The organism is Mucilaginibacter limnophilus (assembly GCF_004005815.1).
Taxonomy (GTDB): Bacteria; Bacteroidota; Bacteroidia; order Sphingobacteriales; family Sphingobacteriaceae; genus Mucilaginibacter; species Mucilaginibacter limnophilus.
The window spans coordinates 183,823-208,084 of the sequence record NZ_SACK01000001.1 but is presented as its reverse complement, the minus strand read 5'-3'; the positions used below and the strand labels follow the sequence as shown (position 1 = coordinate 208,084).

Below are 24,262 nucleotides of genomic sequence, written 5' to 3'. Positions count from 1 at the left end.
TCCATGAAAAGGATGCCGTTGCAATCCTTGACAGGCTAACTTCTCCAATGTCTATTGCTTAAAATTCCGCTCCTGCATTTTTGCTGCGCTGCAAAAGCATTCGCTTATAACGTTTGACTGGCTACGTCCTGCAGGCGCATCATTCCGGACTTCACTCGTTTACCCGCTCCGTTACCCTTCGCCGGGAAAAGCTTCGCTTGCCTGCATTCCTGCCCTTGCTGATTCGATTTAAGGGACTTCTTTTAGCTGCTATTTTCCAACGAAAACGGACAAAAGCGGCGTCAATCTCGGTCAGCCTTTACGTACGAACGCATAATGTCCTTCGCTTCGCTGCGGCCACCCTTCGGGACTTATAGTTCTCCCGCTCTGGCTTACGACCGCTTTTTTGACTTTCTTTTTTACCGTTTTTTCTTTTGAAAAATAGCTTTTTAAGGGAAGTCTTCGGGAAAAGAGGGAAACGAAAAACAAATTTTTTAACCCTTTAAAATCTTCTAAGATGAAAACAGCAGAAAAAAATGCAAACGGTGTACAAGTTGCAGCAGCAAAAGCAAACGAAGCTAACAGAACTACAAACCGCCCAAGCCTTACAGGCAAAGAAGCCAAAGAACATGCAAACACTACCAATGAACAGCCCGCCGAAAATTCACAAACTGCGGAACCTGCGCCTGCCCAGGCTGCGCCCAGTGGCACCGCTACAGTGGATAACCAACCCATTAACGCTGCAAACCAGCCAGCCACCGAAGAAGTGAAAGCCGAAGCACAGGCCGAACCCGCTAAAACGGAAGAAGTAAAATTTGAGCCTAAAAAGTTCGCGCTGAATTTAGAGCAAACGCTCAAATCCGTGAATGACCTGCACCGCTTGTCTATCCAGCGTTTGGCCCTGATAGCCCGAATTAAGACCTTAGAAGATTTTGAGGTGCAATTACAGGAAGAGAACGACGAACTGGAAAGCAACCCCTACCAAGGCTGCAAACTCATCATTCAGGATGATAAACGCCGCGAATTCGTCACTAACACGCCGAACCTTATCCGCATGGTGGCACAGTTCATTTTTGATGCCTGCCACGAAAAACTGGCCGACATCGAGGCTAACATCGTTTTTCCGAACGCCTGAACAGGTATTGCTCCCGGCGTTTAGCCGGGGGCATTTTTAAGTTTCATCAAAACAGCTACTCCCATGTACGAGCAATTTATAGAACTGACCGACCAGCTATTTTGGGAAGGTTACGCCGAACAACTGGCGCAGGAGAACCCCGCACAATTTCAAATGGAATTCCGTGATTTTTTGAACACCTATCAATATTAAGGCAATGGAAGACAAAATTTTCATACTGGTGAAAGTGGCCATTCAAACCACGCACCCTAACATACACGACGCTATTGCAGAACTGCAAAACAGCGACGTAAAAATTACGAGCACTGGCAATGTACAGGTGCTGCGCACCGAGATCATACCCATGAATACAAGAACTACAAAAAATTAAAGCAATGGCACATCAGATCAATTTCAATCAGAAAACAGGCAAACACAGCTTTATGAGCGTAAAGGAAAAAGCCTGGCACGGTTTAGGGCAGATCATTGACCGCTACCCGACCAGCAGCGAAGCGATACAGCATGCGGGTTTGGACTACATTGTAGAAAAACGTCCTTTGTTTACTTATGATACTGCCAACCATTTGGGTGAAGGCAGCGACGATATGATCATTCCTGAAATAGAAGTACCGAATTTCTTTGCCACCGTAAGGGCAGACACGGAGCAGGTTTTAGGTGTAGTCGGCAATGACTATGAAGTTGTGCAAAACCGTGATGCGTTTTCGTTCTTTGACGCCATTGTCGGCGGTAGTGATGGTATTTTGTACGAGACCGCAGGCGCATTAGGCAACGGCGAACGAGTATTCATAACCGCCAAGCTGCCTGATTATATCCGTGTAGGTGTCAAGGACTGGATAGAGCAATACTTGTTTTTGACCACTTCGCATGATGGTTTAGGCAGTATAACCGCAGCTTTTACGCCTATCAGAATTGTATGTAATAACACGCTTAATGCTGCTATGCGGAATCATTCAGGAGCAATTAAGATACGGCATACCGCGTCTGCTGCCGAGCGGTTAAAACAAGCGCATACGCTCATGGGCATCAGCCGTGAGTTGAGCCAGGAAATGGAAGGCTTGTTTAACCAGTGGGCAAAAGTCCGCATTACAGACCGTGAAGTGAGAAAGCTGATACAGATTGCTATGGCACCTAATAAAGAGGTATTAGAACATTTAGCCGAAAGCAGGTTTGAACAGCTTTCTACGCATTACACAAACATTGTTGACAGCGTTTATGAATACGCTTTAGCCAGCCCGACGCAACAGATCGATACGACTGCAGGAACGGTATTTGGTGCTTATAATGCGGTAACCGGGTATTTTCAGAATGTACGCAGTTTCAAAAGCGAGGAAGCGAAGTTTAAATCCATCATGGACGGCACCGCCAAACAGCGGGCACAAACCGCCTTTAATCTTTGCCGGGATTTCGCTACGCGAGGCAATGAGGCACTAATATTTAACTAAAGCCAACAAGGGGGAGCAATCCCCCTTGTTTTCAAAAATTGCCGGACGGCGGGCTATCGCCCGCCCATTTAGGACGCCCCCTGTTTCCGTATCGATGATGATTTTTGGTGAAAACAGGGGGCGCTTTATTTTGAGCCAAGTTTATATTCAAAAATGATAACTGGCCAGACCTTATCATATCAACAGCAAACTGGACACAAACTGTGTCCAATTTGACATCGACCAATTATCCAGCACTAAAATAACTCATTCCTAACATATCTATTGTATGCTCATATTTTTTAAAAACAAATAGCGTTTTGATTGTTATGATTTAAACGGAAATGGTGTCTTCCGTTCAAAATAACCGCCTCGTGCTGATGACGCCTACAATTATAGCATAGATGAAACCTTGCAGGTCTTGTCGTGAACATTATTGTAGGTGAATGATCAGCGGTACTTCAATCCCTTTTCTATCCCGTCTCGCATTTAGCCAGGTCACCTCCCTGCTCATTGTTCCGGCATCAGTTCATGGTTTTGTCCATGCGATTTAAACTTTTAAAAACAACATAAAATGAACATCAAGAACATTATGGCCAGGGAAGTTTTGGATTCAAGAGGTAATCCGACCGTTGAAGCGGAGATCACTCTAGAAGATGGCTCAACAGCAAGGGGGATCTCACCATCGGGTGCCAGCACCGGCGAGAAAGAAGCGGTGGAACTACGCGACGGCGACCAAAGCCGCTATCAGGGCAAGGGCGTTGAAAAAGCAGTGGCCGGTATCAATCAGGAAGTAAAGCGTGCACTTATCGGCTCCGCATTCGCTGATCAGGCATCCTTTGATCAGGTGCTGATCGACCTGGACGGAACACCCAATAAGGCCCGGTTAGGCGCTAACGCCATTCTGGCCGCTTCGATCGCCTTTGCGCGGGTGAACGCTGTATCCAAAAAGATCCCCCTTTACCGTCAGCTTATCGAGCGCGATACCTATGTGATGCCGGTCCCGTGTATGAACGTGATCAACGGTGGACGTCACGCGGACAATAACCTAGACTTTCAGGAATTCATGATCGCTCCGCACCATGCGCCGAACTTTAAAGAAAGTATCCGCATGGGCGAAGAAGTATTTCATACGCTAAAAAAGCTCTTGTCGAATAAGGGCTATTACACCGGTGTGGGCGATGAAGGCGGTTTTGCACCCAACCTCAGCTCCAACGAAGAGGCCATCGAAGTGATCTTGGAAGCTATTCAGAAAGCCGGGTACAAACCCGGAGAGGATATCTCTGTTTGCCTGGACCCGGCCACCAGTGAGATGTGGGACAATGGTCATTACAAAATGTACAAGAGTAACCAGCAGCGTTATAGCTCGGAAGAGATGGTCGATCTCTGGGCAAAATGGATCCGAACTTATCCTATCGTGCTTTTAGAGGACGGTTTGGGCGAAAACGACTGGAATGGCTGGAAGATCATGACCAATCAGCTGGGCAGCGAAGTGGAACTGGTCGGCGATGATATATTTTGCACGAACCCTTCGATCATTCAGGAAGGTATCGATCGGGGTATCGGGAACAGCGTGTTGATCAAGCTTAATCAGATAGGCACGGTATCAGAGACCTTGCAAGCTGTAGCACTGGCGCAGCAGAACGGCTACCACTGTTTTATCTCTCACCGAAGCGGTGAGACAGAGGACACGACCATCGCTGACCTGGTGGTGGCCACCAATGCCGGGCATATCAAAACGGGAAGTGGCTGCCGCTCGGAGCGGGTCTCCAAATTCAATCAGCTTTTACGCATCGAACAGGAACTGGGTAGCAAAGCCCGTTTTGCAGGGATCGAAACTTTTAAACGGTAGCAGCAGATCAGTATATGAAAGCTCTCATCACCTCGGAGCGCTACCAGATCATCAAAGAACTGATCAGGTGGAGCTTGCTTATACTTCCGGTAGCTGTCGCTATCGGAAGTATGGTCGCCTTGTTTCTATGGATACTGGACCTGGCCATCAATTACCGGTTCCATCATCCCTGGCTTCTATTTTTGCTCCCGCTGGCCGGGGTACTGATCCACCTGATCTATCGCTCGGTCGGCAGGTCTTCCGAAAAAGGCAACAACCTGATCATGGAGGAGATACACGAACCAGGCGGGGGCGTCCCGCCGCAAATGTCACCGATCATTCTACTGACCACGGTATTGACACACTTGTTCGGTGGTTCTGCCGGTCGTGAAGGTACCGCGGTACAGATTGGCGGAAGCATTGCCCATTTATTTGGAAAGTGGTACCGACTGTCCGTTCAGGATATGCAGTTATTGCTCACGTCCGGAGTTGCCGCCGGGTTCGGTGCCGTATTCGGTACACCGCTGACAGGTGCGCTGTTCGCCCTGGAGGTCTTGGCCATAGGGCGTATGCAGTATAACGCATTACTGCCTGCACTGATCGGCGCTGTCGCCGGGGACTACACGGTAGCAGTCTGGGGAGTTCACCATACGGCCTACCAGATCAGCGCCTTTCGGCATGAGGCATACCCTTTATCAGCTTATCTTCCTTTTGATGGTCTGTTAATGCTGAAAGTGATGTTAGCGTCCGCGGCATTTGGGATGTCCAGCGCTTTGTTCTCTTCACTAGTTCACGCGATCAAGGTCGTTTCAGGTCATTTTATACGGTTGAAATGGCTGATCCCTGTTGCGGGTGGCCTGGTCATTATCGCGCTGACCTATCTCAACGGAAAACCTGACTACCTGAGCCTTGGTGTTGCTGCAGAGTATCCCGGGGCCGTTACGATCCAGTCGGCTTTCCATACCGGAGGTGCAGACCTGCTCAGTTGGTTTTGGAAAATGATCTATACGGCCGTCACGCTTGGCTCTGGATTTAAAGGCGGAGAAGTAACCCCCTTATTTTATATAGGGGCTACCTTGGGTAACACGTTGTCTAATGTATTGCATGCACCGGTGGGCTTATTTGCAGCGCTGGGATTTATTGCCGTGTTTGCCGGCGCGACCAATACGCCGCTGGCTTGTACGATCATGGGAGTAGAACTGTTTGGCGGGGAACACGTGCTTTATTTTGCGATCGCTTGTTTTACGGCCTATTTATTCAGTGGCCATTCGGGCATTTACAGCGCGCAAAGGATCGCTGTCCCCAAATTGCTGAATGCCGGTATAACGCCCGACTCCGCTTTGGGTGACCTGGGTAAAAGCCGGCCGCATTGGTATGAACGGTTTCTAAAGTAATAACTGCAAAGACGGGGCGCGGTTTTACCGCGCCTCTATTTTAACGGTCACGATCTTGTTGACCATATAGGTCCTGCGATCCTTATCGTGTTCCATAGGTTGCGTATTTCCCTGACTGTCGGTCGCCCTTGACATCAGCTTATACTGGTTCTCGCCCGCAGGAACCTGCCAGTTGTATTCCCAAAGCCGCCAGGCGAACTTAACGTGCTTGCCTAATAATTTTGCCGGTTGCCAGGTTACGCCTTCATCAAGGCTGACCTCGACTTTTGCTACTTCATTTTCTCCGCACCAGGCCGCACCATGCACCCGGTATGTTTTACCTGCAGGGACCACCTCGCTTAGCGCAGGTCTGGCGATCTCTGCTTTGACCTGTACCTCGGTCACTGCGGTCAGTGTCGGCTGGTCATCAGTGCGTTTCCAGTAAGCATATTCCAGGGTTTGCCAGTAGCCATCAAATGGCTTGTCCACCGCGGTTATTTTGGTAAGCCACTTTACGGAAGCCATGCCATACCAGCCTGGGATGATCGCCCTTACCGGGTACCCATGCTCAGGGCTAAGGTCCTTTCCGTTCATTTGATAGGCAAGGATCACCTCCGCCTGCATCGCTTTAGTAAGCGGTAGACTTCTGGCGAAGTGGATAGCACCGGGAGACTTGGGTTCTTCCGAAACTTCACCTTTATCTGCTCCTTCCAAGATGATCTCGACTGCTCCCTCTTTTATCCCAGCCTTTTCAAGTAACACAGCAAGTGGCACACCTGTCCATTCTGCATTCCCTACGGCACCCTGTTCCCACAACAAGCCTTTTACCTTTGGGGCCAAATTGGCGCGCCCATTTCCGGCGCACTCCAATGTCGCCATCACTTTTTTTGCGGGCAAAGCACGTAACTCATCATAGGTGAGCGTGATCTCTTTATTAACATGCCCACCGATCGTCATTTTCCACTCTTTCGCCTGTAGCTTCGGGATTGGGAAATGAGTGCGTATAAAAAACTGATTGTTTGGTGTAATGGCTTCTGAAAGCATCGGAAAAGGGAATTCAAAATTGACCGGTTCCTTTTCCCTGATGATTAGGCCCGGGAAGGATGGTTCAGATCCTTTATCTGCGTTACTCGCTGAAGCGATTCCCGGAATGATTGCGGTTGCCATGACGGGAACTGTCCCTTTCAGGAAAGCACGTCGTCCGTTATTGTTCGTTCCGTTATTTTGCGCCTTATCCATAATTGACCGATTTTGATTGGAGTGTTAAATAATTAAGGATCGGCAGTGCATTTTGTTTGAACAGGCAATCTCGACCGGTTGCCAACAAATCAGCTTTTCAATTGCTTAGATCTTATGGAAATACCAAGCGCAAACACGAACAAAGAAAAGATCAATCCCGGTGATCATCTGGCCAATGAACGCACCTTTTTGGCCTGGATCAGGACAAGTATCGCTTTAATGGGTTTTGGGTTTGTAGTCGTAAAATTCAGCTTGTTCGTCAAGCAATTATCCCTCGTTATTACTGACAAGATCGTTCTGCCAGGGAAGGGCTTTTCCGCGACCATCGGGATCATACTCGTCGCTATCGGTGCCCTGATGGCTTTATTAAGTTATTTAAGGTACCGACGTATTGAAAAACAATTGCTGGAGAACGCCTATTTTCCTTCTTTTGTGCTATCCCTTTTGCTGACTCTCGCAATAGTACTGGTCAGCGGGCTGCTGCTCTGGTATCTGTTACCTAATACCTGATAAACCCCTTGTGGAACAATTTCTATGCTTTATGGTTAAATAAACATGGGAATACAGGCTGAATTTATGGTATCTGCTATTGTGCCCGGCGGTCCCGAGCAGCAATATAAAGTAACGCACCAGGACGAGACATTTGCCGTGGAGAATGGTCGCGGAACGATCATATTGATCAATAACGGTGATAATTCATGGAGCATTGTCAATGGCGGTATCTCCCAAGAGTCCGCCAATATTATTGGGCAGGCTATTGAAGACCATTATCAGAAGTAATTCTTTCTGAACTATCGCTCAAGTCTTTCGATCATTTTTTTCATTTGGATGATCTCCGCCTGCTGTGCCTTAATTATACTATCTGCCAGTTTCCTCACTTCCGGGTCTTTAAGATCAGCATTCTTGCTGGTCAGCACCGCTATAGAGTGATGCGGGATCATGCCCTTCATCCATTGGATATCGCCCACAGCGAATTGGCTTCTTACACCCCATAAGGCAGTGCCAAAAATGACGATGCTGCATATCAGGATCAAAAAATTCTTCTTTCGATTAGTATACATATGGCGCATCATCAACAACATCAGAACTGCCATCGGGCAGATCATCAGTAACGTCATGTAAAATCTTGTCAGGTTAAGATAAATGTGATCCCACTCATAGACATTAAGGTACATAACGGCATACATGATCCCAAATGACATGGTAAGCATGATCAGGAAGGAGGTATAAACTTTTTTATTCATGATCGACCTTTTATAATAAAACTCAACCGTTTCTAAAATGTTCATTTGTTGAAATACCATAACCACAGATTATCAATCATCATATTTTGTGATATAACTTCAGCCATTTTCGCCTGTACTTTTGGTATATCAATTACGATCAAAATGAAGCAGCAAGACGAAAATAGAGAAGTGACCAAAGCTTTGGTCAAAGTATCAAAGGCCTTAATAACCGTAAGTGTTTTGTTTGCGGTTTGTATAATAGTGGTGATCGTGACATTGGTGGCCCCAATTGATCATAATCCAAATGAGGATTCCCGACAGGGAAATGGCAGAGCCGACCAACCTGCTATTGTTCCATCTACCGCAGTCTCTGCCGGTACGACACCACGCCCTATTCCGGCTGATGCATGGAAAGCTCCAAATGATAATACGATACCTGCCGGTAAAGATGGCGAGATGATCAAATATGGCAGGGAGCTTGTAGCACATACCGCCAGATATTTTGGCCCTCAAGGCAGCATCGCGAAGATCACTAACGGGATGAATTGTCAGAACTGCCACCTTGATGCCGGGTCACGCCTTTTCGGTAATAATTATGCCAGCTTTATTGCTAGTTATCCAAAACTGAGCAACAGGAGTGGCAGGGTGGAGCAGCCTGAAGAACGCATCGCTGAATGCTTCGAGCGTAGTTTGGCCGGTAAAGTACCTAACCCATCCAGTAAAGAGATCCAGGCCATGTTGGCTTACATGAAGTGGATCGGCAAGGACGTAAAGAAAGGTCAGAAACTATTTGGAAATGCAACAGAAAAGCTGGCATTCATGGACCAGGCAGCAGACCCGGCCAAGGGCAAGGAAGTGTTTATGATGAAATGCCAAAGCTGCCATGGTGCTAATGGCGAGGGCCTGCTTAACGCCGATAAAAAAACCTACGCCAATCCGCCGTTATGGGGAAAGCACAGCTATAACGATGGCGCAGGCATGTACAGGCTGACCAATTTTGCAGGTTTTGTGAAAAACAATATGCCATATGGCGCTTCATATCATAGTCCGCAATTAACAGATGAAGAGGCCTGGAACGTTGGCGCCTTTGTTAACTCCCAGCCGCGCCCTCATAAGGATCAGCAACATGACTGGAAAGACCTGAAAAAGAAACCGATCGATTTCCCGTTCGGGCCTTACGCCGACCAGTTCAGCGAGAAGCAGCATAAATACGGGCCGTTCAAACCCATCAAAGACGCACAAAAACAAGCATCAATCATCAAATCATAAAATAAGAACCATGAAAAAGTACATCATCATTTTAGCAGCCTTCGCGCTGACCGCTTTCACAAAAACTGTTAAAGCACAACAAACCGATCCCGCCGCCTTTACGGGCGCAACCGCAAAGCTCAAGCATTACGATGCGCTTTACATCATCAATTCCGGCGATGATAAAAAGATCAAGGGGACGTTAAGGAACATCAATAACGCGCTGGAAGATCCAAGACTAAAAGGTAAACTCCATGTTGAACTGATCGCTTTTGGTGACGGCGTGGCTGTTTACATGAAAAGTAGCGCCTATGAGCAAACTTTAAAGGACCTACAGGCAAAGGGAGTGGTGCTGGCACAGTGCGATAACACGATCAAGGAAAGGAAAATTGACAAAGCCGACCTGTTTCCATTCATCTCCTATGTGCCGAGCGGCAACGGTGAGATCATCATCCGCCAATACGAAGGCTGGGCTACTGTACATCCCTAATAAGCATCCTCATTCAATTTATATAAACCATCATGAAATATCTTCAAAAAATAACATTTGCAATAACAGCAATAACAGCCTTGAGTAGCCAGGTAAAAGCACAGGATCACCGATTTGATCCACCCTGGAATACCCCGCCTGAAAGCAAGGTGCAATTTACCGTCCCGGGAGTCGACAATGTACCCGATCTGTTCGGCGACATTAACGACCCGCAACTGGTGGTATTCTTTGCCGGAAATCAGTTCATGTGTATAGACGACCTGCTGGCCGCGTTCAAAAAAGAATATCCACAATACCAGCGTGTATTTGCCGAAACCCTGCCACCGGGCATATTAGCTAAACAGATCATGGGGGGTAGTATCGTTATCGGAAATATGCGTATTGCGCTTAAGCCCGATGTTTACACCGCAGGAAAAAGCCGTATCGACCAGATGCCGGAATATTTCAGCAAGACCGCACCTTATGCTTACAACCGCTTAGCTATTATGGTGCAAAAGGGTAACCCTAAAAAAGTGAAGGGATTGAAAGACCTGGGGCGTAATGATGTGCGTGTAAGCATGCCCAATCCGGAATGGGAAGGGATCGGCAAGCGTATACAGGAAGCTTATGTAAAAGTGGGCGGTGAACCCTTAAAAAACACGATCATGGATACCAAGGTTAAAAACGGCAAAACCTTTCTTACGCAAATACACCATCGCCAAACGCCAATGCGTATTATGTACAAACAAAGCGATGCTGCACCGGTGTGGTTTACCGAAGCCTATTATCAAAAAATGATCGGCCACCCGACAGATATGGTAGAAATACCAGACGGTGAAAACATCAGCGCGACTTATGTGGCCGGGCAACTAAAAACCGCACCACACGCACAGGCTGCGCAGGATTTTATGGACTTTTTGGTGAGCCCGACCGCAAAAGCCATCTATAAAAAATACGGGTTCATTACAAAATAACGACTAATAATTAAAGATATGTCATTACACTTAGGGGATTTAGCTCCCAACTTTACCGCACAAACGACCATCGGCGAGATCGATTTTTACGAATACCTTGGCGACAGCTGGGGAGTATTATTCTCTCACCCCGCAGATTATACCCCTGTTTGCACAACTGAACTCGGAAGAACGGCTTTATTAAAAAGCGAGTTTGATAAAAGAAATGTTAAGGCGCTAGCTTTAAGCATTGATCCGCTTGATAAGCACTTATCATGGATAAGCGATATCAATGAAACACAAAACTGTAATGTCGACTTCCCGCTGATCGCCGACGACGATCGAAAAGTTTCGGAATTATACGACATGATCCACCCGAATGCATCAGCGACAGCTACCGTCCGTTCTCTGTTTATAATCGGGCCTGATAAGAAGGTCAAACTGATGATCACTTATCCGGCATCCACCGGCCGCAACTTTAACGAAGTGTTGAGGGTGATCGATTCCCTTCAGTTGACGGATGAATTCAGTGTGGCGACCCCAGCGAATTGGGAAGCAGGCGAGGATGTGATTATTGGCTTAGGTGTTAAAACAGAAGATATTGAATCAAAATTCCCTGAAGGACATCGCATTGTGAAACCCTATTTACGTTATACGCCAGACCCAACAAAACAATAGACTGGTTCAATGTTTATAAGTATTCGTTTTATATTATGCTAAAACTCAGTTTTTTTATTTTGTTGATGTCAATTTTGGATGCAGCCAAAGCGCAACACCACGATATGTCTATGCCAATGCCTGCCTCAAAAAATGTTTATTTGCAAATGATGGATCAAATGATGGTGAGTATGGATAAGTCAGCACCGACCCACTCATCGGATAAAGATTTCCTGACAATGATGATTCCGCACCATCAGGGCGCAGTCGATATGGCGAACTATGAAATAGAGCACGGTAAAAACCGGGAGATGGTCCAGTTGGCCAAAAGTATCAGGGCTGAACAATTGGTGCAGATACAGCAAATGGAATTATTGCTGCGTAGTGCTAAAACATTCGTCAGCGCGGGCACAGCCCATCAACAGCCCAACCAAAAAATGATGATGGTAATGATGCAGCAGATGCCAAAGGAAAAAGTGCTAAGCAATGATGACAATGCTTTTGCCTGGGTAATGATCCCTCACCACCAAGCCGCTATTGACATGGCTAAAGTGGCACTGCAATACGGCACCAACAAAAATATAAAGCGCCTTGCCGAAAGTATTATCTCGGATGAGCAGATTGAAATTGATCAAATGAAGAAATTCAGTCATATCCCGTAAAACAAACACCTATGAAAAAATTAATGTTCCTGTTCCTGGTATTGCCGCTGACCAAATTAAGCGCGCAGGACCGCGTCTACACGGGTAACCAAATATCCAATACTGTGTCAGTGATAGATCCTAAAACGCAAACTTTTCTGGGCGATATCGTATTGGGAAAGCCACAGCCTGAGATATTAAGCCCGCTTTACAAGGGGCAGGCATTGGTACATGGATTAGGTTATTCGCCTAAAAGACAATTACTTGCGGCCGTATCAATTGGCTCAAATTCGGTTACTTTTATATCTACCCCCACTAACAAGGTGCTTAAGACGATCTATGTAGGTCGGTCTCCGCATGAGGCTACATTTAACCCATCTGGCTCGCAAGCCTGGATCTCGGTAAGAGGTGAAGCATATATCAGTGTGATCGACGCGGCAACGATGAAGGAAATTAAACAGGTGAAGGTGGCGGACGGCCCTGGCATGGTTTCTTTTACGCCAAATGGCAAATGGGCCTACGTTTGTTCAAGTTTCACCCCCCGACTGGATATTGTTAATACAGCTACCTATCAGGTAGTGAAAAGTATTCCGGTGGTTAGCCCTTTCTCGCCGAATATATTTTGCAGCCCCGATGGTAAATGGATCGCCTTGACACATAAAGATATCGGCAAGGTAACATTGATTAACACAGCCACTAACAAAATTGAAAAGGTATTCAATACCGGGCCTATTACCAATCACGTTACGTTTACTGTCACCAATAAGGTGCCCTTAATGCTTGTGACCGTTGGTGGCGAAAACACCCTGAAAATTTTTAATATTAACCAGGGCTTCATACTGGTAGATAGCATAGCTACTGGTTCATTGCCGCATGGCGTTTGGCCTTCCGGCGATGGGAAATTTGCTTATGTCGGCCTGGAGAATGATGATCAGGTGCAGGTAGTGGACCTTCTAAAAATGGCTATTGTAAAAACGATCCCTATTGGCCAGTGCCCGCAAGCTTTACTTTATGCCGTTAACGCCGGGCCGGTAACACCAGTTACTACAGGCCTGTCGCCGCTAAACGCAGCTGATAAAAGCCAGGTGATCAAGCTAAAAAGCACCAGCGCGATCATGCCTACCGGCATGTTGAATATAAGAAGCGTGGGTCTAACTGATCTCGTACAGCAGGACTTCAAAAAACTTGAACCCAACACCGCTTATACCTTGGCGCTTACCAATTCTATCCAACAGCCTTACAACGCAGATTACGTCATCAATTCATTTAAAACAGATGATAAAGGAACATTTAGCGGACAGTCTACGGGTATTATAAAAACGGTCGGCAAAACCATGGCAAATTATAAAATGGTGATATTAATTAAAGACACGAACAAGGTCACGGTTATGACCGGTCAATAAATTAAATAACGATGAAAAAGATTATGATAAGTTTAGCATTGGTTGCCGCCATTTGCGGCAACTTATATGCTCAAAAAGACACCTTACACATTTACGGCCCAGGTGGCCCTTTATCTGCCATGCAGGATTGCGCTAAAGCATTCAGCGTTAAAACAGGAATTCCGGTAAAAGTGACCGGTGGCCCCGAGTCTAAGTGGCTTTCGCAAGCGCAGGCTAATTCCGATGTGATCTACGGTGGCGCGGAATATATGCTTACGCAGTTCATGCAAACCCATCCGGGAATGATTGATGCAGCAACACGTGTAGAACTTTATAAAAGACGTGCAGCTATTTTAGTAAGGCCGGGTAATCCCAAACATATTATCGGTTTAAAAGACCTTGCCAAACCTGGCATTAAAATACTTGATGTAAATGGAGCCGGTCAGTTGGGCTTGTGGGAAGACCTTGCCGGTAAAGAAAACCTGATCGGTGGGATACAGCGAAACATTGGCGGATCTTTTGCCAATACTGCGTTGGGTATTGAGGCTTGGAAGAAAGATCAAAGTTACGATGCTTGGATCACCTATGCCTCATGGCATGAGAATCTAAAAGATGTTACACAGGTTGTAGAACTTCCTTTGGCATCACGGCTATTTCGCGGTACGCCGGTAGCGCTGACATCCAATACCAAACACGCAGCGCAAGCCAAACAATTCATTCAATTCTTACAAAGTACCGATGGCCATGCGTTATTTAAAAAGTGGGGATGGGAATAAAGCTCACTGTTAAACTATAGCAAAAACAGATCGACAGAATCAGTTTGCTTTTGCTTTACATGTTTGAGCTGTTTTTCATAACTTTAGATTATCAACCATCTGTTTTAACAATGAAAATGACTTAGTTTTATGATTGATCTTTGAGACATAAACAAAGAAGATCATGAAAACTATTCAACATTACGTCCATTATGAATTTGATGACCAAACAATAATTATTGGCGACAAAGTTCTAAAAATCGCTGTACCTGTTATCGTATTGACGGCAGCTACTTTTCCTTTTTTGTTGTTACTTTTCCGACTTAGCTAATAACTCTTTATCAATATGTTCGATTTCCGCTTACAGGTTTTTCATACGGTAGCCAAGAGGCTGAACTTTACCAAGGCGTCTACGGAACTTTTTATCAGCCAGCCTGCTGTGACCAAACATATAAAAGAACTGGAAGAACAGTTTAAAACCACGCTGATAGAACGTAGTGGCAACAAAAAAATATCTCTCACACCTGCTGGCGAAATGTTGCTCGCTTATGCGGATAGACTGGCCGCTGTTTATAACGAGCTGGATTTTGACATGAACCTGCTGATCAAAAAACATTCGGGTACGTTGCGTATCGGTGGCAGTAATACTGTTGCGCAATACGTTATCCCGCCGGTACTGGCAAGGTTTCATGAAAAGTTTAAAGATGTACAAGTGAACCTGGTGCCAGGTAATACGGAGCAGGTTGAGCAGGCCTTACTGAATAAAGAGATCGACTTGGGCATTGTAGAGGGCATCCTCCGTAATCCGCAGTTGAGCTACCAGGAATTTTTGAGTGATGAACTGGTACTGATCTGCAGCGCCACGAATACCTTTAAAAAGGACAGCATCAAGCCAGAGGAATTAAAAGAATTGCCGCTGTTGCTGCGTGAACCCGGTTCGGGAACGTTGGACGTTATTGCTCACGCTTTAAAGCCTTTCAATATCAAATTATCAGATCTGAAAATAGAAATGCAGTTAGGGGGCACGGAAAGTATAAAGTCTTATTTGCTACACAGCAAATGTTTTGCATTTGTATCTGTGCAGTCGATATTAAAAGAACTAAAATACAACGAATGCAGGATCATTGATATCAAAGATCTGACTATAGAGCGTCCATTTTATTTTATCCTGCCACACGGTCAACCTTCATCGTTAGCAGAAATATTTATGCGATTCGCTAAAAGCTATAAGAGCCTATAAGCCTCTGATATGACTGAAAAGAGAAATAAAGTCATCATCATGTTTATTGCTGAAGCGCCTGGTTCTATCGATAAACATTTTTATTTAAAGAACACCAATTTATTCCGGGCAATGCGCACGGCCTTTGAACAGGCTTTTGGTAAATTTAGTTCTGCTGACGACTTTCTTGACTTTTTTAACAAGTCCGGATGCGTCTTGGATCACCTTTATCCTTTGGGTAAAGAAATATTGACTAAACCAACGGGTTATGCTGCCCGGCAGTTGGCAGATCGCATGCGTTCGCTTCAACCTGATCATGTTATTATTCTAATGAAGCGTATTGCTCCCGTTATCTGCAAAGCTGCCGTCGATGCTGATTTTCCCTCGTCTAAAATTCTAATTACAGCATATCCAGCAGGAAGTGAAAGGAACAGGCAGCTTTTTATAAGAGATGTATCAAATTGATCAAAAAAAATGTTCGATAATATTTAGTTATCGTGATGTCTGTTTACCATAATAGATCTCTTTACGGCAATAGGATCTGATAGCTTGGTTGGGCTGGAAACTTTCCCATCATTTGAGGGTTTATTTATCATATTCAAATGCTATGAAAATATCTAAATATATCCACTCTTGCCTACTACTGGAAAAAGACGGTTTTCAGTTATTATTCGATCCCGGTAAGTTTACATTTGCCGAGGACTTAGTAAAAGTGGAGCAATTTATTAAAGTCAATGCTGTCATCATTACCCATAGTCATCCCGACCACCTGGACGTGGAACAACTGAAAGCCATCGTTAAATTAAGCGGCGCTAAGATTTATACCAACAAAGAAGTCGCTAAAGAATTAAAAGAGTCCGGGCTATCTTATAACTTGGTTGAGGCCGGGTTGTTCGATATCGGTCCTTTTGCTTTGCAGGCGATCAATGTAAAACATGAAAATATTCTTGATAGTCCATTGCCTGATATGCAGGCCTACTTGATCGATGGCAGGGTCTTAAATCCTGCGGATTCTTTTGGCACTTATGATGATGAATTTCAACAGCCTGAATTATTAATACTGCCTGTTATGGCTCCGTTTACGACAGAGATAGCGGTAGCGGAGTTTGCTGATCATATTAAACCCAAGGCCGTACTACCGGTGCACGATGGCTACGCCAAGGAATTCTTTTTAAAACAACGCTACGAGACCTATAGTAAGCACTTTGAAAAACGAGGGATCGTATTTCATCAGGCCATGCAACCGGGTTTTAGTATTAGCATTTGAAGAAGCAGTATTAGGTAATAGATCTTAAGACTGCTAAATTTACTCAATGATACAGTTTGGCCCTGCGTTGCAATTAGAATTAGAGGCAAATAGCCAGCGTAAGCAGTTGCCTGCCGGTACGGTGCTGATGTCGTCAAACAGTTATGTGCGTTCGTTGCCGGTGCTTTTATCCGGCAGTATGCGGGTGATGCGGCAGGATGAGGATGGCCGCGAAATATTACTTTATTACATTAAGCCCGGCGAAAGCTGCATCATGTCATTCCTGGCCGGGATACATGAAGATACCTCGAAAGTACACCTGGAGGTGGAAGAGGATGCCGATGTACTGATGTTGCCCATTACCAAAGCCAGCGAATGGATAAAGAGCTATCCCGAATGGGCCGATTTTATCTTTAAGCTTTACCACCAGCGTTTTGAGGAATTACTCACGGTAATTAACGAAGTGGCCTTTCAAAAACTGGACGACCGCATTGTTGAACTGCTGAAGAAGAAGGCTGCGGTATTTAATTCCCATGAGTTTCAGCTCACGCACCAGCAACTGGCAGAAGAGTTAGGCACTACGCGCGAAGTGATCTCACGCCTGCTTAAACAGATGGAAAAGAAGGAAATGATCATTCTTTCCCGCAATAAGATCACTTTAAATTTCCCTGTGTAACATAAGTCACTAATTACCGGGCTTAAAGCGGATAGCTTTGTTCCATCAATCATCAGATTTTGGAAATAGCAGGTTACGCAGCTTCGGTTTTAATTGGTTTATCCCTCGGTTTGATAGGCGGTGGTGGCTCTATCTTAACCGTACCTATTCTCGTTTGTTTTTTTGCTATTGATCCGGTATTGGCCACCACATATTCTTTATTTGTAGTTGGGCTCGCAAGCACCGCAGGTGCGGCCAGCCATTATCAAAAGGGCAATGTAGATGTGAAAACGGCATTCTTATTCGGTTTACCCTCATTAACGGCGGTATTTATAATGCGGCGATGGGTAATGCCGATCATGCCAGTTCATTTATTTACCCTCGGCCATTGGGCGTTAACCAAAAGTATGCTGCTGATGCTGATATTTGCCGGGTTGATGCTGGCCGCATCAGTTTCCATGCTACAACGGACAAAAGGAATCGAACTTGCATCAATTGAGATCAATTACCGAAGGCTTATCTTACAGGCCATAGCGGTTGGCCTCATCACTGGTTTTGTGGGGGTTGGCGGTGGCTTTTTGATCATCCCTTCACTGGTATTATTCGCCGGTCTGCCGATGAAAAAAGCTATAGGCACCTCGCTCATGGTGATGGCCATCAGCTCGCTATTGGGGGTATTGGGTGATATCACCGGGCATGTAGCCATCAATTATTCGTTCTTAGCCATCTTTTCGGGTTTCGCCATTGCCGGTATCATTCTCGGCAGTTACCTTACGCGGTTTATCAGCGATACGCGCCTGAAACCGGCCTTTGGCTGGTTTGTACTGGCTATGGGTATCTTTGTTTTAATAAGCACTTTAACCAACTCCTATGAATATCATTAAACACCCCTGGCCCTGGTATGTAGCAGGGCCATTAATAGGCCTCATCGTCCCGGCGCTATTGCTATTGGGTAACAAAACATTCGGCATCTCATCCACCTTGCGGCAGATCTGTGCGGCATGCATTCCTGCAAATGTTTCCTTTTTTAAGTTTGATTGGAAGAAAGATGCCTGGAACTTGTTTTTTATCGCCGGTATAGTGTTGGGAGGATTCATCGCTGCGCATTTGTTATCCAACCCCGGCCCGGTAGCCATCAACCCTAAAACTACCGCCGCTTTACAGCAACAAGGCATCAAAGATTTTACAGGGCTGCTGCCGCAGGATATTTTTGGTTTCAAAGGGCTTGCAACTTTAAAAGGATTTGTATTTATCGTTGTCGGCGGTTTCCTGGTCGGCTTCGGTACCCGCTATGCAGGGGGCTGCACATCCGGGCATGCCATTATGGGTATTTCCTCTTTGCAATGGCCTTCGCTGGTCGCAACCTGTTGCTTTATGATCGGCGGCTTTGTAATGACCTGGTTGATCTTACCTTATTTATTACAGCTATGAGGAACCTGAAATTTTTACTGGTCGGGATGTGCTTCGGTATCATCCTGATCAAATCCGAAGTGATATCGTGGTTCCGCATACAGGAAATGTTCCGCCTGCAAGCCTTCCACATGTATGGCATCATCGGCAGTGCTATTGTAGTCGCCATGATCTCCATCTTGTTGATCAAACGATTCAATATCAAAACGATCCATCAGGAAGCGATCATCATCCCGGATAAGCAGTTTAACTGGGGCTATGTTTATGGTGGTTTGATCTTCGGATTGGGCTGGGCGCTTACCGGTGCGTGCCCAGGCCCCATATTCGCGCAGATCGGCAGCGGCATTTTAGTTACCTCAGTTACCCTGTTGAGCGCCATAGCAGGTACCTGGGTTTATGGTTTATTACGTGAAAAACTTCCACATTGATATGAAAATTGAACAATTTGAAGATAAAGGGCTATCGCATTATTCTTACGCGGTATTAAGCGAATGCGAAAACAAGATCGTGCTGATCGACCCGTCAAGAGACATTACGCCGTACCTGTCTTTTGCAAAAGCACATGATGCCAACATCATCGCTGTGATCGAAACCCATCCGCATGCGGATTTTGTAAGCGGACATCTGGAATTGCAACAGGTTACCGGCGCGGTCATTTATTCTTCCAAGCTATTGGGCGCGGAATATGCCCATCAAACATTTGATGATGGTGATGAGATCGTATTCGGTAAAATAAAATTGAAAGCTTTGAACACACCAGGGCATTCGCCAGATAGTATCAGCATTGTTCTGGAGCATGATGGCAAGGACAAAGCTGTATTTACAGGTGATACTTTATTTATTGGTGATTGCGGCAGGCCCGATCTGCGCGAGCAGGCGGGTAACCTAACTGCGAAGCGCGAGGAGTTGGCTAAACTAATGTATCATTCGCTACGCGATAAATTGTTGACTTTAGATGATGTGGTTGGGGTTTATCCGGCACATGGGGCAGGTACCTTATGCGGCAAAGCATTGAGCGAAGCTAACCGCAGTACCATTGGTGCGGAAAAGGCAGGTAACTGGTCATTACAGGAAATTAGCGAAGCGGAATTTGTGCGCGAGTTATTGGCAGACCAACCGTTTATACCCAAGTATTTCGCCTACGATGTCGCCTTAAATAAGCATGGTGCCATAGGCTTAAAAACAGCTTTAGCCGATGTCCCTGTCAAAAAACCAATTACGTTAAACAGCAAACTGTTTATTATTGATGCAAGGCCTGAAGCAGATTTTAAAAAGGGGCATCTACCGGGATCGATCAATATCCAGGACGGCGGCAAGTTCGAGACTTGGCTGGGTAGTATCATCGCGCCGGAAGAAGTGTTTTACCTGGTAGCGGAAAATGAGGAGAAATTAAAGCAATTGATCAGCAAAACGGCAAAGATCGGTTACGAAGCTTTTATAGAAGCTGCATTCGTTGTAGCGGGTGGCGATGAACAAATGGCAGAGCTGCATTTGGCGCATTTTGCAGCGCACCCGGAGCAATATACTATCGTCGATATCCGTAATGAAGCAGAAATAAAAACACAGCCGGTCTTCAGGAACGCCATCCATATTCCACTGTACGAGCTTCGGGAATGTTTAGCGAATATACCTTTAAGTAAGCCTGTCGTAGTACATTGTGCCGGTGGGTACCGCAGTGCTGCGGGAAGCAGTATCATTGCCAACGCGTTGGGGACAAAAACCAAGGTATTTGATCTGGGCGAGGCGATCAAAAACTTTATATCCTAACAATGGCAAACAAAAAAGAACACTGGGAAAACGTTTATGCTCAGAAAAAACTGACCGAAGTAAGCTGGTACGAGCCAATACCGTAAACCTCGTTAACGATCATCAATAGTTTTGACCTTCCCAAGGATGCCGCGATCATCGACATCGGCGGCGGGGACAGTTTATTGGCCGATCACCTGCTGGCATTGGGCTACACCAACATCACCGTTTTGGATATTTCCGCTAAAGCCATTGGTAGAGCAAAATTGAGATTAGGCGATAAATCCAATGAAATTAAATGGATCGTGAGCGATGTACTGAATATTGTAACCGGCGATCAATATGACCTTTGGCATGACCGCGCAGCTTTTCATTTTCTTACCGAACCAGAAGATCAAATCAAATATGTGGCGGCGGTAGCTAAATATTTAAACGCTAATGGAAAACTTATCATCGGGACTTTTAGTATCGATGGCCCGGAAAAGTGCAGCGGATTAGCGGTTGAACGTCATTCACCTGCTTCATTATCAAACATTTTCCGGGAGCACTTTCATTTAACGGGAAGTATGGAGCATATCCATCATACGCCATTTAATACCGGGCAGCTATTTAATTACAGCTGGTTTCAAAATTACCATAACCTGTAGTTATCGGCCATCGCCTTTTATGATAAAAATCATCACTAAATAAGACGGAATTTTGGGGTATCAAAAGCAAAGATCATGGATACCCAACATCAATTAACTCAAACCCATACATTTCTTCACCTGAACGAAAACACCCGCAAATTTATCTTTATTATTTGCGTGACCTTGTGCCTTACACCATTCGTCAGTCCGGCTATCGCGCTGTTATTAGGTTTGGCGGTTGCACAATTATCAGGTCACCCTTACCTGCATTTAAATCATAAGGCTACACACTTGTTGTTACAGGTATCGGTTGTGGGGTTGGGTTTCGGTATGAACGTGCATAGCGCCATGCAGGCCGGTAAAGAAGGCGTGCTGTTTACCATCGCATCGATCAGCAGTACTTTGGTGTTCGGTTTCCTGATCGGCAAATGGCTGAAGATCGAAACGAAAACTTCTTACCTGATCTCAAACGGTACGGCTATCTGCGGTGGCAGCGCCATTGCAGCCATCTCTCCGGTAATCAAGGCTGAAGAAAAACAGATCTCTGTCGCTTTAGGTTGTGTGTTTATACTGAACTCTATCGCGCTGTTTGTGTTCCCGGTAGTCGGGCATTACTTCAACTTATCACAAACCCAGTTCGGTTTATGGTGTGCCATTGCCATTCATGATACCAGTTCTGTTGTCGGGGCTGCCAGTAAATACGGCGCACACGCTTTAGAGGTAGCTACTACAGTGAAATTAGCCAGGGCGCTGTGGATCGTGCCGATCGCATTTTTGTCGACCTTTCTGTTCAAAAACCAATCTAAAAAAGTAGCTATTCCTTATTTCATCGGGTTATTCATTCTGGCAATGATCGCCAACACTTACATGCCTGTCGTCAAACTAATCAGCCCCTATATGGTAATGATCGCTAAGGCGGGACTCACCTTGACCTTGTTCCTGATCGGTGCCGGTTTATCTCGCCAGGTATTGGCTTCAGTAGGATTCAAACCTTTGGTGCAGGGTGTGGTATTGTGGATATTGATCTCAGTAAGCGCTTTGTACGCTATCCTGCATTTGGTATAGATGAACATGGGGTCAAGAAGTATCAAATACCCTGTTTTCGGTCGGTCATTTTATTTTTTAGGATCAGGCTGGGTAGTATTTGGTTCTAAACCAAAAAGCCAAATTCACTAATGCTATCAGCGCCGGAACTTCCACAAGCGGGCCGATCACACCGGCAAATGCTTCACCTGAATTAATGCCGAACACGCCGATGGCAACAGCGATAGCCAGCTCAAAATTGTTACCGGTTGCCGTAAAGGCAATAGAAGTCGATCTTGAATAATCGGCACCGAATGACTTGCCGATAAAAAAACTGGCAATAAACATAATGGTAAAATAGATCACTAATGGGATAGCGATGCGCACTACGTCGAATGGTATTTTTACGATCAGATCACCTTTTAAGCTGAACATGACGATAATAGTGAATAGCAGGGCGATCAAAGTTATCGGCGATATGAAGGGTACATATTTGGTATTGAACCATGTTTCGCCTTTCAGTTTAATGAGCGTATAACGGCTGATCACGCCCGCTGCAAATGGAACACCTAAATAGATGCCGACCGACTTGGCAATTTCTGCGATCGTGATGTTAACGGCCAGACCTTTTAAGCCGAACAAGGGCGGCAGGAGCGTAATGAATACATAAGCATAAACACTGTATAATAGCACTTGGAAAATACTGTTTAAAGCGATCAGGCCAGCGGCATATTCGCGGTTGCCCTCAGCGAGTTCGTTCCAAACCACAACCATAGCAATACAACGTGCGAGGCCAATGAGTATCAGGCCGACCATATAATCAGGATGATCCCGTAGTAAAGTAATAGCTAACACGAACATCAGCACCGGGCCGACAATCCAGTTGAGGATGAGCGAAGCACTCAATACCTTAGTATTACGGAATACTTCGCCCATTTTCTCGTATTTCACTTTGGCCAATGGCGGGTACATCATCATGATGAGGCCAATGGCCAGCGGGATATTGGTCGTACCGCTCGAAAAGGAATTAATAAAAGTGGCCGATGAAGGGAAAAAATAACCAAGGCCAACACCAATGGCCATCGCCAGGAAGATCCACAAGGTGAGGTAACGGTCAATAAAGCCTAATCGTTGTCTTTCAACGGTCGGCGCGCAGTGGTCAATACTCATTAGTCCTTTAGGTTTTCGTTCACGAAATTCCTTGCGTATTGCCGGATCATTTCCCGCACTTCGCGAAACTGCTCCATAATTTGTTCATCGGTACCGGTAGCTTTGGCCGGGTCCGGAAAATTTTGATGTAGTTTAATGGCCTTGGTTGGAAAGTAAGGACAATTCTCCTTCGCGTTATCGCAAACGGTGATCACGTAGTCGAAGGCGATGTCGGCATACTCATCTACGTTGTTGGAAGTATGACCGGATATATCTATACCATCACGTTTCATGATCTCGATAGCTTTGGGGTTTACGCCATGCGTTTCGATACCTGCGCTGTAAATAGTTGCTTTGTCGCCTGCAAAATAACGCAGGTAACCTTCGGCTATTTGGCTGCGGCAACTGTTTCCTGTACAGAGCACTAATATGTTTTTCATTTATAATTTAATTAGTGGTTTTGACATAACGACTGCCGAAACCGGGCAGACATGGGAAAATTCGGATGAAGCTTTTAACGGTTCGGGCACTTCTTCCCGGCTGATGCGTTTAAAGCCATGGTTTTCAAAATGACCAGGAGCTGTTTCTGTCAGCAGAAAAAGCTTGGTCATGTTTTGATCTAAGGCTGTAGCTTCAATTTTTTGCAAGAGTTGAGCGGCGATGCCTTGTTTTCGGAAATTGGGGTGAATGACCACCGAACGCAATAGGCCATTACTGCCGTAGATCTCCACTCCGGCGGCCCCGATGACTTCGCCATCGTTAATGGCGACAAAGAAATTGTTCAGTGTTTCCGGCAGATCTGCATAAGGTAGTTTGGCCAAACTTAAAAGTTCAACTACTTCTGCTTTGTAAGGTTGCGCAGCTTTGATCTCCATG

At 45.7% G+C, this 24,262-nt stretch carries 31 protein-coding genes and 1 riboswitch; of the genes, 26 read left to right on the top strand and 5 right to left on the bottom strand.

Features of this window, described 5'->3' with window-relative positions:
* The first annotated feature begins 496 nt into the window (after nt 1-496).
* The 6 genes from EOD41_RS00930 to EOD41_RS00915 all read left to right on the top strand — a co-directional run bounded on the left by EOD41_RS00930 (nt 497) and on the right by EOD41_RS00915 (nt 5,760).
* Nucleotides 497-1,114, top strand: a complete 618-nt coding sequence (locus EOD41_RS00930) for a hypothetical protein (protein WP_127702905.1) — start codon at nt 497-499, stop codon at nt 1,112-1,114.
* Nucleotides 1,115-1,177: 63 nt separating this feature from the next.
* Complete coding sequence (locus EOD41_RS21135; protein WP_262707637.1) at nt 1,178-1,306, top strand: hypothetical protein; 129 nt, start codon at nt 1,178-1,180, stop codon at nt 1,304-1,306.
* Nucleotides 1,307-1,310: 4 nt separating this feature from the next.
* Nucleotides 1,311-1,484 carry a hypothetical protein gene (locus tag EOD41_RS20600; RefSeq protein ID WP_164849849.1) on the top strand — a complete coding sequence of 58 codons (174 nt, stop codon included), beginning with the start codon at nt 1,311-1,313 and terminating at the stop codon, nt 1,482-1,484.
* A 4-nt stretch (nt 1,485-1,488) separates the two neighbouring features.
* Nucleotides 1,489-2,556, top strand: a complete 1,068-nt coding sequence (locus tag EOD41_RS00925) for a DUF932 domain-containing protein (RefSeq protein WP_127702904.1) — start codon at nt 1,489-1,491, stop codon at nt 2,554-2,556.
* A gap of 310 nt (nt 2,557-2,866) precedes the next feature.
* Nucleotides 2,867-2,932: riboswitch (Fluoride riboswitch) on the top strand.
* A 177-nt stretch (nt 2,933-3,109) separates the two neighbouring features.
* Nucleotides 3,110-4,387: a phosphopyruvate hydratase gene (gene eno / locus EOD41_RS00920; RefSeq protein WP_127702903.1), complete on the top strand. Its 1,278-nt coding sequence runs from the start codon at nt 3,110-3,112 to the stop codon at nt 4,385-4,387.
* 14 nt (nt 4,388-4,401) lie between these two features.
* Complete coding sequence (locus EOD41_RS00915) at nt 4,402-5,760, top strand: voltage-gated chloride channel family protein (protein ID WP_127702902.1); 1,359 nt, start codon at nt 4,402-4,404, stop codon at nt 5,758-5,760.
* Between the two features lie 24 nt (nt 5,761-5,784).
* On the opposite strand, the gene EOD41_RS00910 is transcribed toward EOD41_RS00915, so the two are convergent.
* A complete protein-coding gene (locus tag EOD41_RS00910; protein ID WP_127702901.1) occupies nt 5,785-6,978 on the bottom strand; it encodes a sulfite oxidase in 1,194 nt (397 codons plus the stop codon).
* A gap of 114 nt (nt 6,979-7,092) precedes the next feature.
* Here EOD41_RS00910 and EOD41_RS00905 point away from each other — a divergent pair, with 114 nt between their 5' ends.
* Nucleotides 7,093-7,488 (top strand): YidH family protein, encoded by a 396-nt coding sequence (locus tag EOD41_RS00905; RefSeq protein WP_127702900.1) that lies wholly within the window; start codon nt 7,093-7,095, stop codon nt 7,486-7,488.
* Between the two features lie 45 nt (nt 7,489-7,533).
* Nucleotides 7,534-7,758 (top strand): hypothetical protein, encoded by a 225-nt coding sequence (locus EOD41_RS00900; protein WP_127702899.1) that lies wholly within the window; start codon nt 7,534-7,536, stop codon nt 7,756-7,758.
* 11 nt (nt 7,759-7,769) lie between these two features.
* Here the strand turns inward: EOD41_RS00900 and EOD41_RS00895 are convergent, their stop codons facing one another.
* Nucleotides 7,770-8,267, bottom strand: coding sequence for a DUF305 domain-containing protein (locus tag EOD41_RS00895; protein WP_240663125.1), 498 nt, complete (start codon nt 8,265-8,267; stop codon nt 7,770-7,772).
* A 99-nt stretch (nt 8,268-8,366) separates the two neighbouring features.
* On the opposite strand from EOD41_RS00895, the gene EOD41_RS00890 reads away from it, so the two are divergent.
* The 18 genes from EOD41_RS00890 (at nt 8,367) to EOD41_RS00810 (ending at nt 22,279) form a co-directional block, all read left to right on the top strand.
* The gene (locus EOD41_RS00890; RefSeq protein ID WP_127702898.1) at nt 8,367-9,473 is read left to right on the top strand and encodes a c-type cytochrome; all 1,107 of its coding nucleotides are present in this window, start codon (nt 8,367-8,369) and stop codon (nt 9,471-9,473) included.
* Between the two features lie 10 nt (nt 9,474-9,483).
* Nucleotides 9,484-9,942, top strand: coding sequence for a DsrE family protein (locus EOD41_RS00885; protein WP_117392407.1), 459 nt, complete (start codon nt 9,484-9,486; stop codon nt 9,940-9,942).
* Between the two features lie 32 nt (nt 9,943-9,974).
* Nucleotides 9,975-10,895 (top strand): molybdate ABC transporter substrate-binding protein, encoded by a 921-nt coding sequence (locus EOD41_RS00880; protein ID WP_127702897.1) that lies wholly within the window; start codon nt 9,975-9,977, stop codon nt 10,893-10,895.
* Nucleotides 10,896-10,913: 18 nt separating this feature from the next.
* Complete coding sequence (locus EOD41_RS00875) at nt 10,914-11,552, top strand: peroxiredoxin (RefSeq protein ID WP_127702896.1); 639 nt, start codon at nt 10,914-10,916, stop codon at nt 11,550-11,552.
* A 35-nt stretch (nt 11,553-11,587) separates the two neighbouring features.
* Nucleotides 11,588-12,193 (top strand): DUF305 domain-containing protein, encoded by a 606-nt coding sequence (locus EOD41_RS00870; RefSeq protein WP_127702895.1) that lies wholly within the window; start codon nt 11,588-11,590, stop codon nt 12,191-12,193.
* 11 nt (nt 12,194-12,204) lie between these two features.
* A complete protein-coding gene (locus EOD41_RS00865) occupies nt 12,205-13,575 on the top strand; it encodes a YncE family protein (protein WP_205780465.1) in 1,371 nt (456 codons plus the stop codon).
* Nucleotides 13,576-13,586: 11 nt separating this feature from the next.
* Nucleotides 13,587-14,330 (top strand): substrate-binding domain-containing protein, encoded by a 744-nt coding sequence (locus EOD41_RS00860; protein ID WP_127702894.1) that lies wholly within the window; start codon nt 13,587-13,589, stop codon nt 14,328-14,330.
* 163 nt (nt 14,331-14,493) lie between these two features.
* Nucleotides 14,494-14,640 carry a hypothetical protein gene (locus EOD41_RS20595; RefSeq protein WP_164849848.1) on the top strand — a complete coding sequence of 49 codons (147 nt, stop codon included), beginning with the start codon at nt 14,494-14,496 and terminating at the stop codon, nt 14,638-14,640.
* A 15-nt stretch (nt 14,641-14,655) separates the two neighbouring features.
* On the top strand, nt 14,656-15,549 hold the full coding sequence (locus EOD41_RS00855; RefSeq protein ID WP_127702893.1) for a LysR substrate-binding domain-containing protein: 894 nt from the start codon (nt 14,656-14,658) through the stop codon (nt 15,547-15,549).
* Between the two features lie 9 nt (nt 15,550-15,558).
* Complete coding sequence (locus EOD41_RS00850; protein WP_127702892.1) at nt 15,559-15,993, top strand: hypothetical protein; 435 nt, start codon at nt 15,559-15,561, stop codon at nt 15,991-15,993.
* Nucleotides 15,994-16,135: 142 nt separating this feature from the next.
* The gene (locus tag EOD41_RS00845) at nt 16,136-16,795 is read left to right on the top strand and encodes an MBL fold metallo-hydrolase (RefSeq protein ID WP_117392402.1); all 660 of its coding nucleotides are present in this window, start codon (nt 16,136-16,138) and stop codon (nt 16,793-16,795) included.
* 46 nt (nt 16,796-16,841) lie between these two features.
* Nucleotides 16,842-17,450: a Crp/Fnr family transcriptional regulator gene (locus EOD41_RS00840; RefSeq protein WP_117392401.1), complete on the top strand. Its 609-nt coding sequence runs from the start codon at nt 16,842-16,844 to the stop codon at nt 17,448-17,450.
* 59 nt (nt 17,451-17,509) lie between these two features.
* A complete protein-coding gene (locus EOD41_RS00835) occupies nt 17,510-18,313 on the top strand; it encodes a sulfite exporter TauE/SafE family protein (protein ID WP_117392400.1) in 804 nt (267 codons plus the stop codon).
* Complete coding sequence (locus EOD41_RS00830; RefSeq protein ID WP_117392399.1) at nt 18,300-18,860, top strand: YeeE/YedE family protein; 561 nt, start codon at nt 18,300-18,302, stop codon at nt 18,858-18,860. Before EOD41_RS00835 ends, EOD41_RS00830 begins: the two co-directional genes overlap by 14 nt.
* Complete coding sequence (locus EOD41_RS00825) at nt 18,857-19,267, top strand: DUF6691 family protein (protein ID WP_199502029.1); 411 nt, start codon at nt 18,857-18,859, stop codon at nt 19,265-19,267. The genes EOD41_RS00830 and EOD41_RS00825 overlap by 4 nt, the downstream gene beginning before the upstream one ends.
* Nucleotide 19,268: 1 nt before the next feature.
* Nucleotides 19,269-20,606: an MBL fold metallo-hydrolase gene (locus EOD41_RS00820; RefSeq protein WP_127702891.1), complete on the top strand. Its 1,338-nt coding sequence runs from the start codon at nt 19,269-19,271 to the stop codon at nt 20,604-20,606.
* Nucleotides 20,607-20,704: 98 nt separating this feature from the next.
* Nucleotides 20,705-21,232: a class I SAM-dependent methyltransferase gene (locus EOD41_RS00815; RefSeq protein ID WP_199502046.1), complete on the top strand. Its 528-nt coding sequence runs from the start codon at nt 20,705-20,707 to the stop codon at nt 21,230-21,232.
* Between the two features lie 75 nt (nt 21,233-21,307).
* Nucleotides 21,308-22,279: a YeiH family protein gene (locus tag EOD41_RS00810; RefSeq protein WP_127702890.1), complete on the top strand. Its 972-nt coding sequence runs from the start codon at nt 21,308-21,310 to the stop codon at nt 22,277-22,279.
* Nucleotides 22,280-22,342: 63 nt separating this feature from the next.
* Here the strand turns inward: EOD41_RS00810 and arsB are convergent, their stop codons facing one another.
* From arsB to arsN2, 3 genes are read right to left on the bottom strand one after another with little or no spacing between them, the layout of a single operon-like run.
* Nucleotides 22,343-23,407, bottom strand: coding sequence for an ACR3 family arsenite efflux transporter (arsB, locus tag EOD41_RS00805; RefSeq protein WP_127702889.1), 1,065 nt, complete (start codon nt 23,405-23,407; stop codon nt 22,343-22,345).
* The gene (locus tag EOD41_RS00800) at nt 23,407-23,826 is read right to left on the bottom strand and encodes an arsenate reductase ArsC (protein ID WP_127702888.1); all 420 of its coding nucleotides are present in this window, start codon (nt 23,824-23,826) and stop codon (nt 23,407-23,409) included. Before EOD41_RS00800 ends, arsB begins: the two co-directional genes overlap by 1 nt.
* Nucleotides 23,827-24,261 (bottom strand): arsenic resistance N-acetyltransferase ArsN2, encoded by a 435-nt coding sequence (arsN2, locus tag EOD41_RS00795; protein ID WP_127702887.1) that lies wholly within the window; start codon nt 24,259-24,261, stop codon nt 23,827-23,829.
* Nucleotide 24,262: the final 1 nt, after the last annotated feature.

Excerpts from the sequence above, each read along its gene's own strand:
- EOD41_RS00850 (WP_127702892.1), top strand. The coding sequence starts at position 15,559 with ATGACTGAAAAGAGAAATAAAGTCATCATCATGTTTATTGCTGAAGCG.
- EOD41_RS20595 (WP_164849848.1), top strand. The coding sequence starts at position 14,494 with ATGAAAACTATTCAACATTACGTCCATTATGAATTTGATGACCAAACA.
- EOD41_RS00865 (WP_205780465.1), top strand. The coding sequence starts at position 12,205 with ATGAAAAAATTAATGTTCCTGTTCCTGGTATTGCCGCTGACCAAATTA.
- EOD41_RS00890 (WP_127702898.1), top strand. The coding sequence starts at position 8,367 with ATGAAGCAGCAAGACGAAAATAGAGAAGTGACCAAAGCTTTGGTCAAA.
- EOD41_RS00820 (WP_127702891.1), top strand. The coding sequence starts at position 19,269 with ATGAAAATTGAACAATTTGAAGATAAAGGGCTATCGCATTATTCTTAC.
- EOD41_RS00860 (WP_127702894.1), top strand. The coding sequence starts at position 13,587 with ATGAAAAAGATTATGATAAGTTTAGCATTGGTTGCCGCCATTTGCGGC.
- EOD41_RS20600 (WP_164849849.1), top strand. The coding sequence starts at position 1,311 with ATGGAAGACAAAATTTTCATACTGGTGAAAGTGGCCATTCAAACCACG.
- EOD41_RS00870 (WP_127702895.1), top strand. The coding sequence starts at position 11,588 with ATGCTAAAACTCAGTTTTTTTATTTTGTTGATGTCAATTTTGGATGCA.
- EOD41_RS21135 (WP_262707637.1), top strand. The coding sequence starts at position 1,178 with ATGTACGAGCAATTTATAGAACTGACCGACCAGCTATTTTGGGAAGGT.
- arsN2 (WP_127702887.1), bottom strand. The coding sequence starts at position 24,261 with ATGGAGATCAAAGCTGCGCAACCTTACAAAGCAGAAGTAGTTGAACTT.
- EOD41_RS00905 (WP_127702900.1), top strand. The coding sequence starts at position 7,093 with ATGGAAATACCAAGCGCAAACACGAACAAAGAAAAGATCAATCCCGGT.
- EOD41_RS00900 (WP_127702899.1), top strand. The coding sequence starts at position 7,534 with ATGGGAATACAGGCTGAATTTATGGTATCTGCTATTGTGCCCGGCGGT.
- EOD41_RS00875 (WP_127702896.1), top strand. The coding sequence starts at position 10,914 with ATGTCATTACACTTAGGGGATTTAGCTCCCAACTTTACCGCACAAACG.
- EOD41_RS00800 (WP_127702888.1), bottom strand. The coding sequence starts at position 23,826 with ATGAAAAACATATTAGTGCTCTGTACAGGAAACAGTTGCCGCAGCCAA.
- EOD41_RS00930 (WP_127702905.1), top strand. The coding sequence starts at position 497 with ATGAAAACAGCAGAAAAAAATGCAAACGGTGTACAAGTTGCAGCAGCA.
- arsB (WP_127702889.1), bottom strand. The coding sequence starts at position 23,407 with ATGAGTATTGACCACTGCGCGCCGACCGTTGAAAGACAACGATTAGGC.
- EOD41_RS00925 (WP_127702904.1), top strand. The coding sequence starts at position 1,489 with ATGGCACATCAGATCAATTTCAATCAGAAAACAGGCAAACACAGCTTT.
- EOD41_RS00880 (WP_127702897.1), top strand. The coding sequence starts at position 9,975 with ATGAAATATCTTCAAAAAATAACATTTGCAATAACAGCAATAACAGCC.
- EOD41_RS00895 (WP_240663125.1), bottom strand. The coding sequence starts at position 8,267 with ATGAACATTTTAGAAACGGTTGAGTTTTATTATAAAAGGTCGATCATG.
- EOD41_RS00910 (WP_127702901.1), bottom strand. The coding sequence starts at position 6,978 with ATGGATAAGGCGCAAAATAACGGAACGAACAATAACGGACGACGTGCT.
- EOD41_RS00915 (WP_127702902.1), top strand. The coding sequence starts at position 4,402 with ATGAAAGCTCTCATCACCTCGGAGCGCTACCAGATCATCAAAGAACTG.
- eno (WP_127702903.1), top strand. The coding sequence starts at position 3,110 with ATGAACATCAAGAACATTATGGCCAGGGAAGTTTTGGATTCAAGAGGT.
- EOD41_RS00885 (WP_117392407.1), top strand. The coding sequence starts at position 9,484 with ATGAAAAAGTACATCATCATTTTAGCAGCCTTCGCGCTGACCGCTTTC.
- EOD41_RS00810 (WP_127702890.1), top strand. The coding sequence starts at position 21,308 with ATGGATACCCAACATCAATTAACTCAAACCCATACATTTCTTCACCTG.
- EOD41_RS00825 (WP_199502029.1), top strand. The coding sequence starts at position 18,857 with ATGAGGAACCTGAAATTTTTACTGGTCGGGATGTGCTTCGGTATCATC.
- EOD41_RS00855 (WP_127702893.1), top strand. The coding sequence starts at position 14,656 with ATGTTCGATTTCCGCTTACAGGTTTTTCATACGGTAGCCAAGAGGCTG.
- EOD41_RS00830 (WP_117392399.1), top strand. The coding sequence starts at position 18,300 with ATGAATATCATTAAACACCCCTGGCCCTGGTATGTAGCAGGGCCATTA.
- EOD41_RS00840 (WP_117392401.1), top strand. The coding sequence starts at position 16,842 with ATGATACAGTTTGGCCCTGCGTTGCAATTAGAATTAGAGGCAAATAGC.
- EOD41_RS00845 (WP_117392402.1), top strand. The coding sequence starts at position 16,136 with ATGAAAATATCTAAATATATCCACTCTTGCCTACTACTGGAAAAAGAC.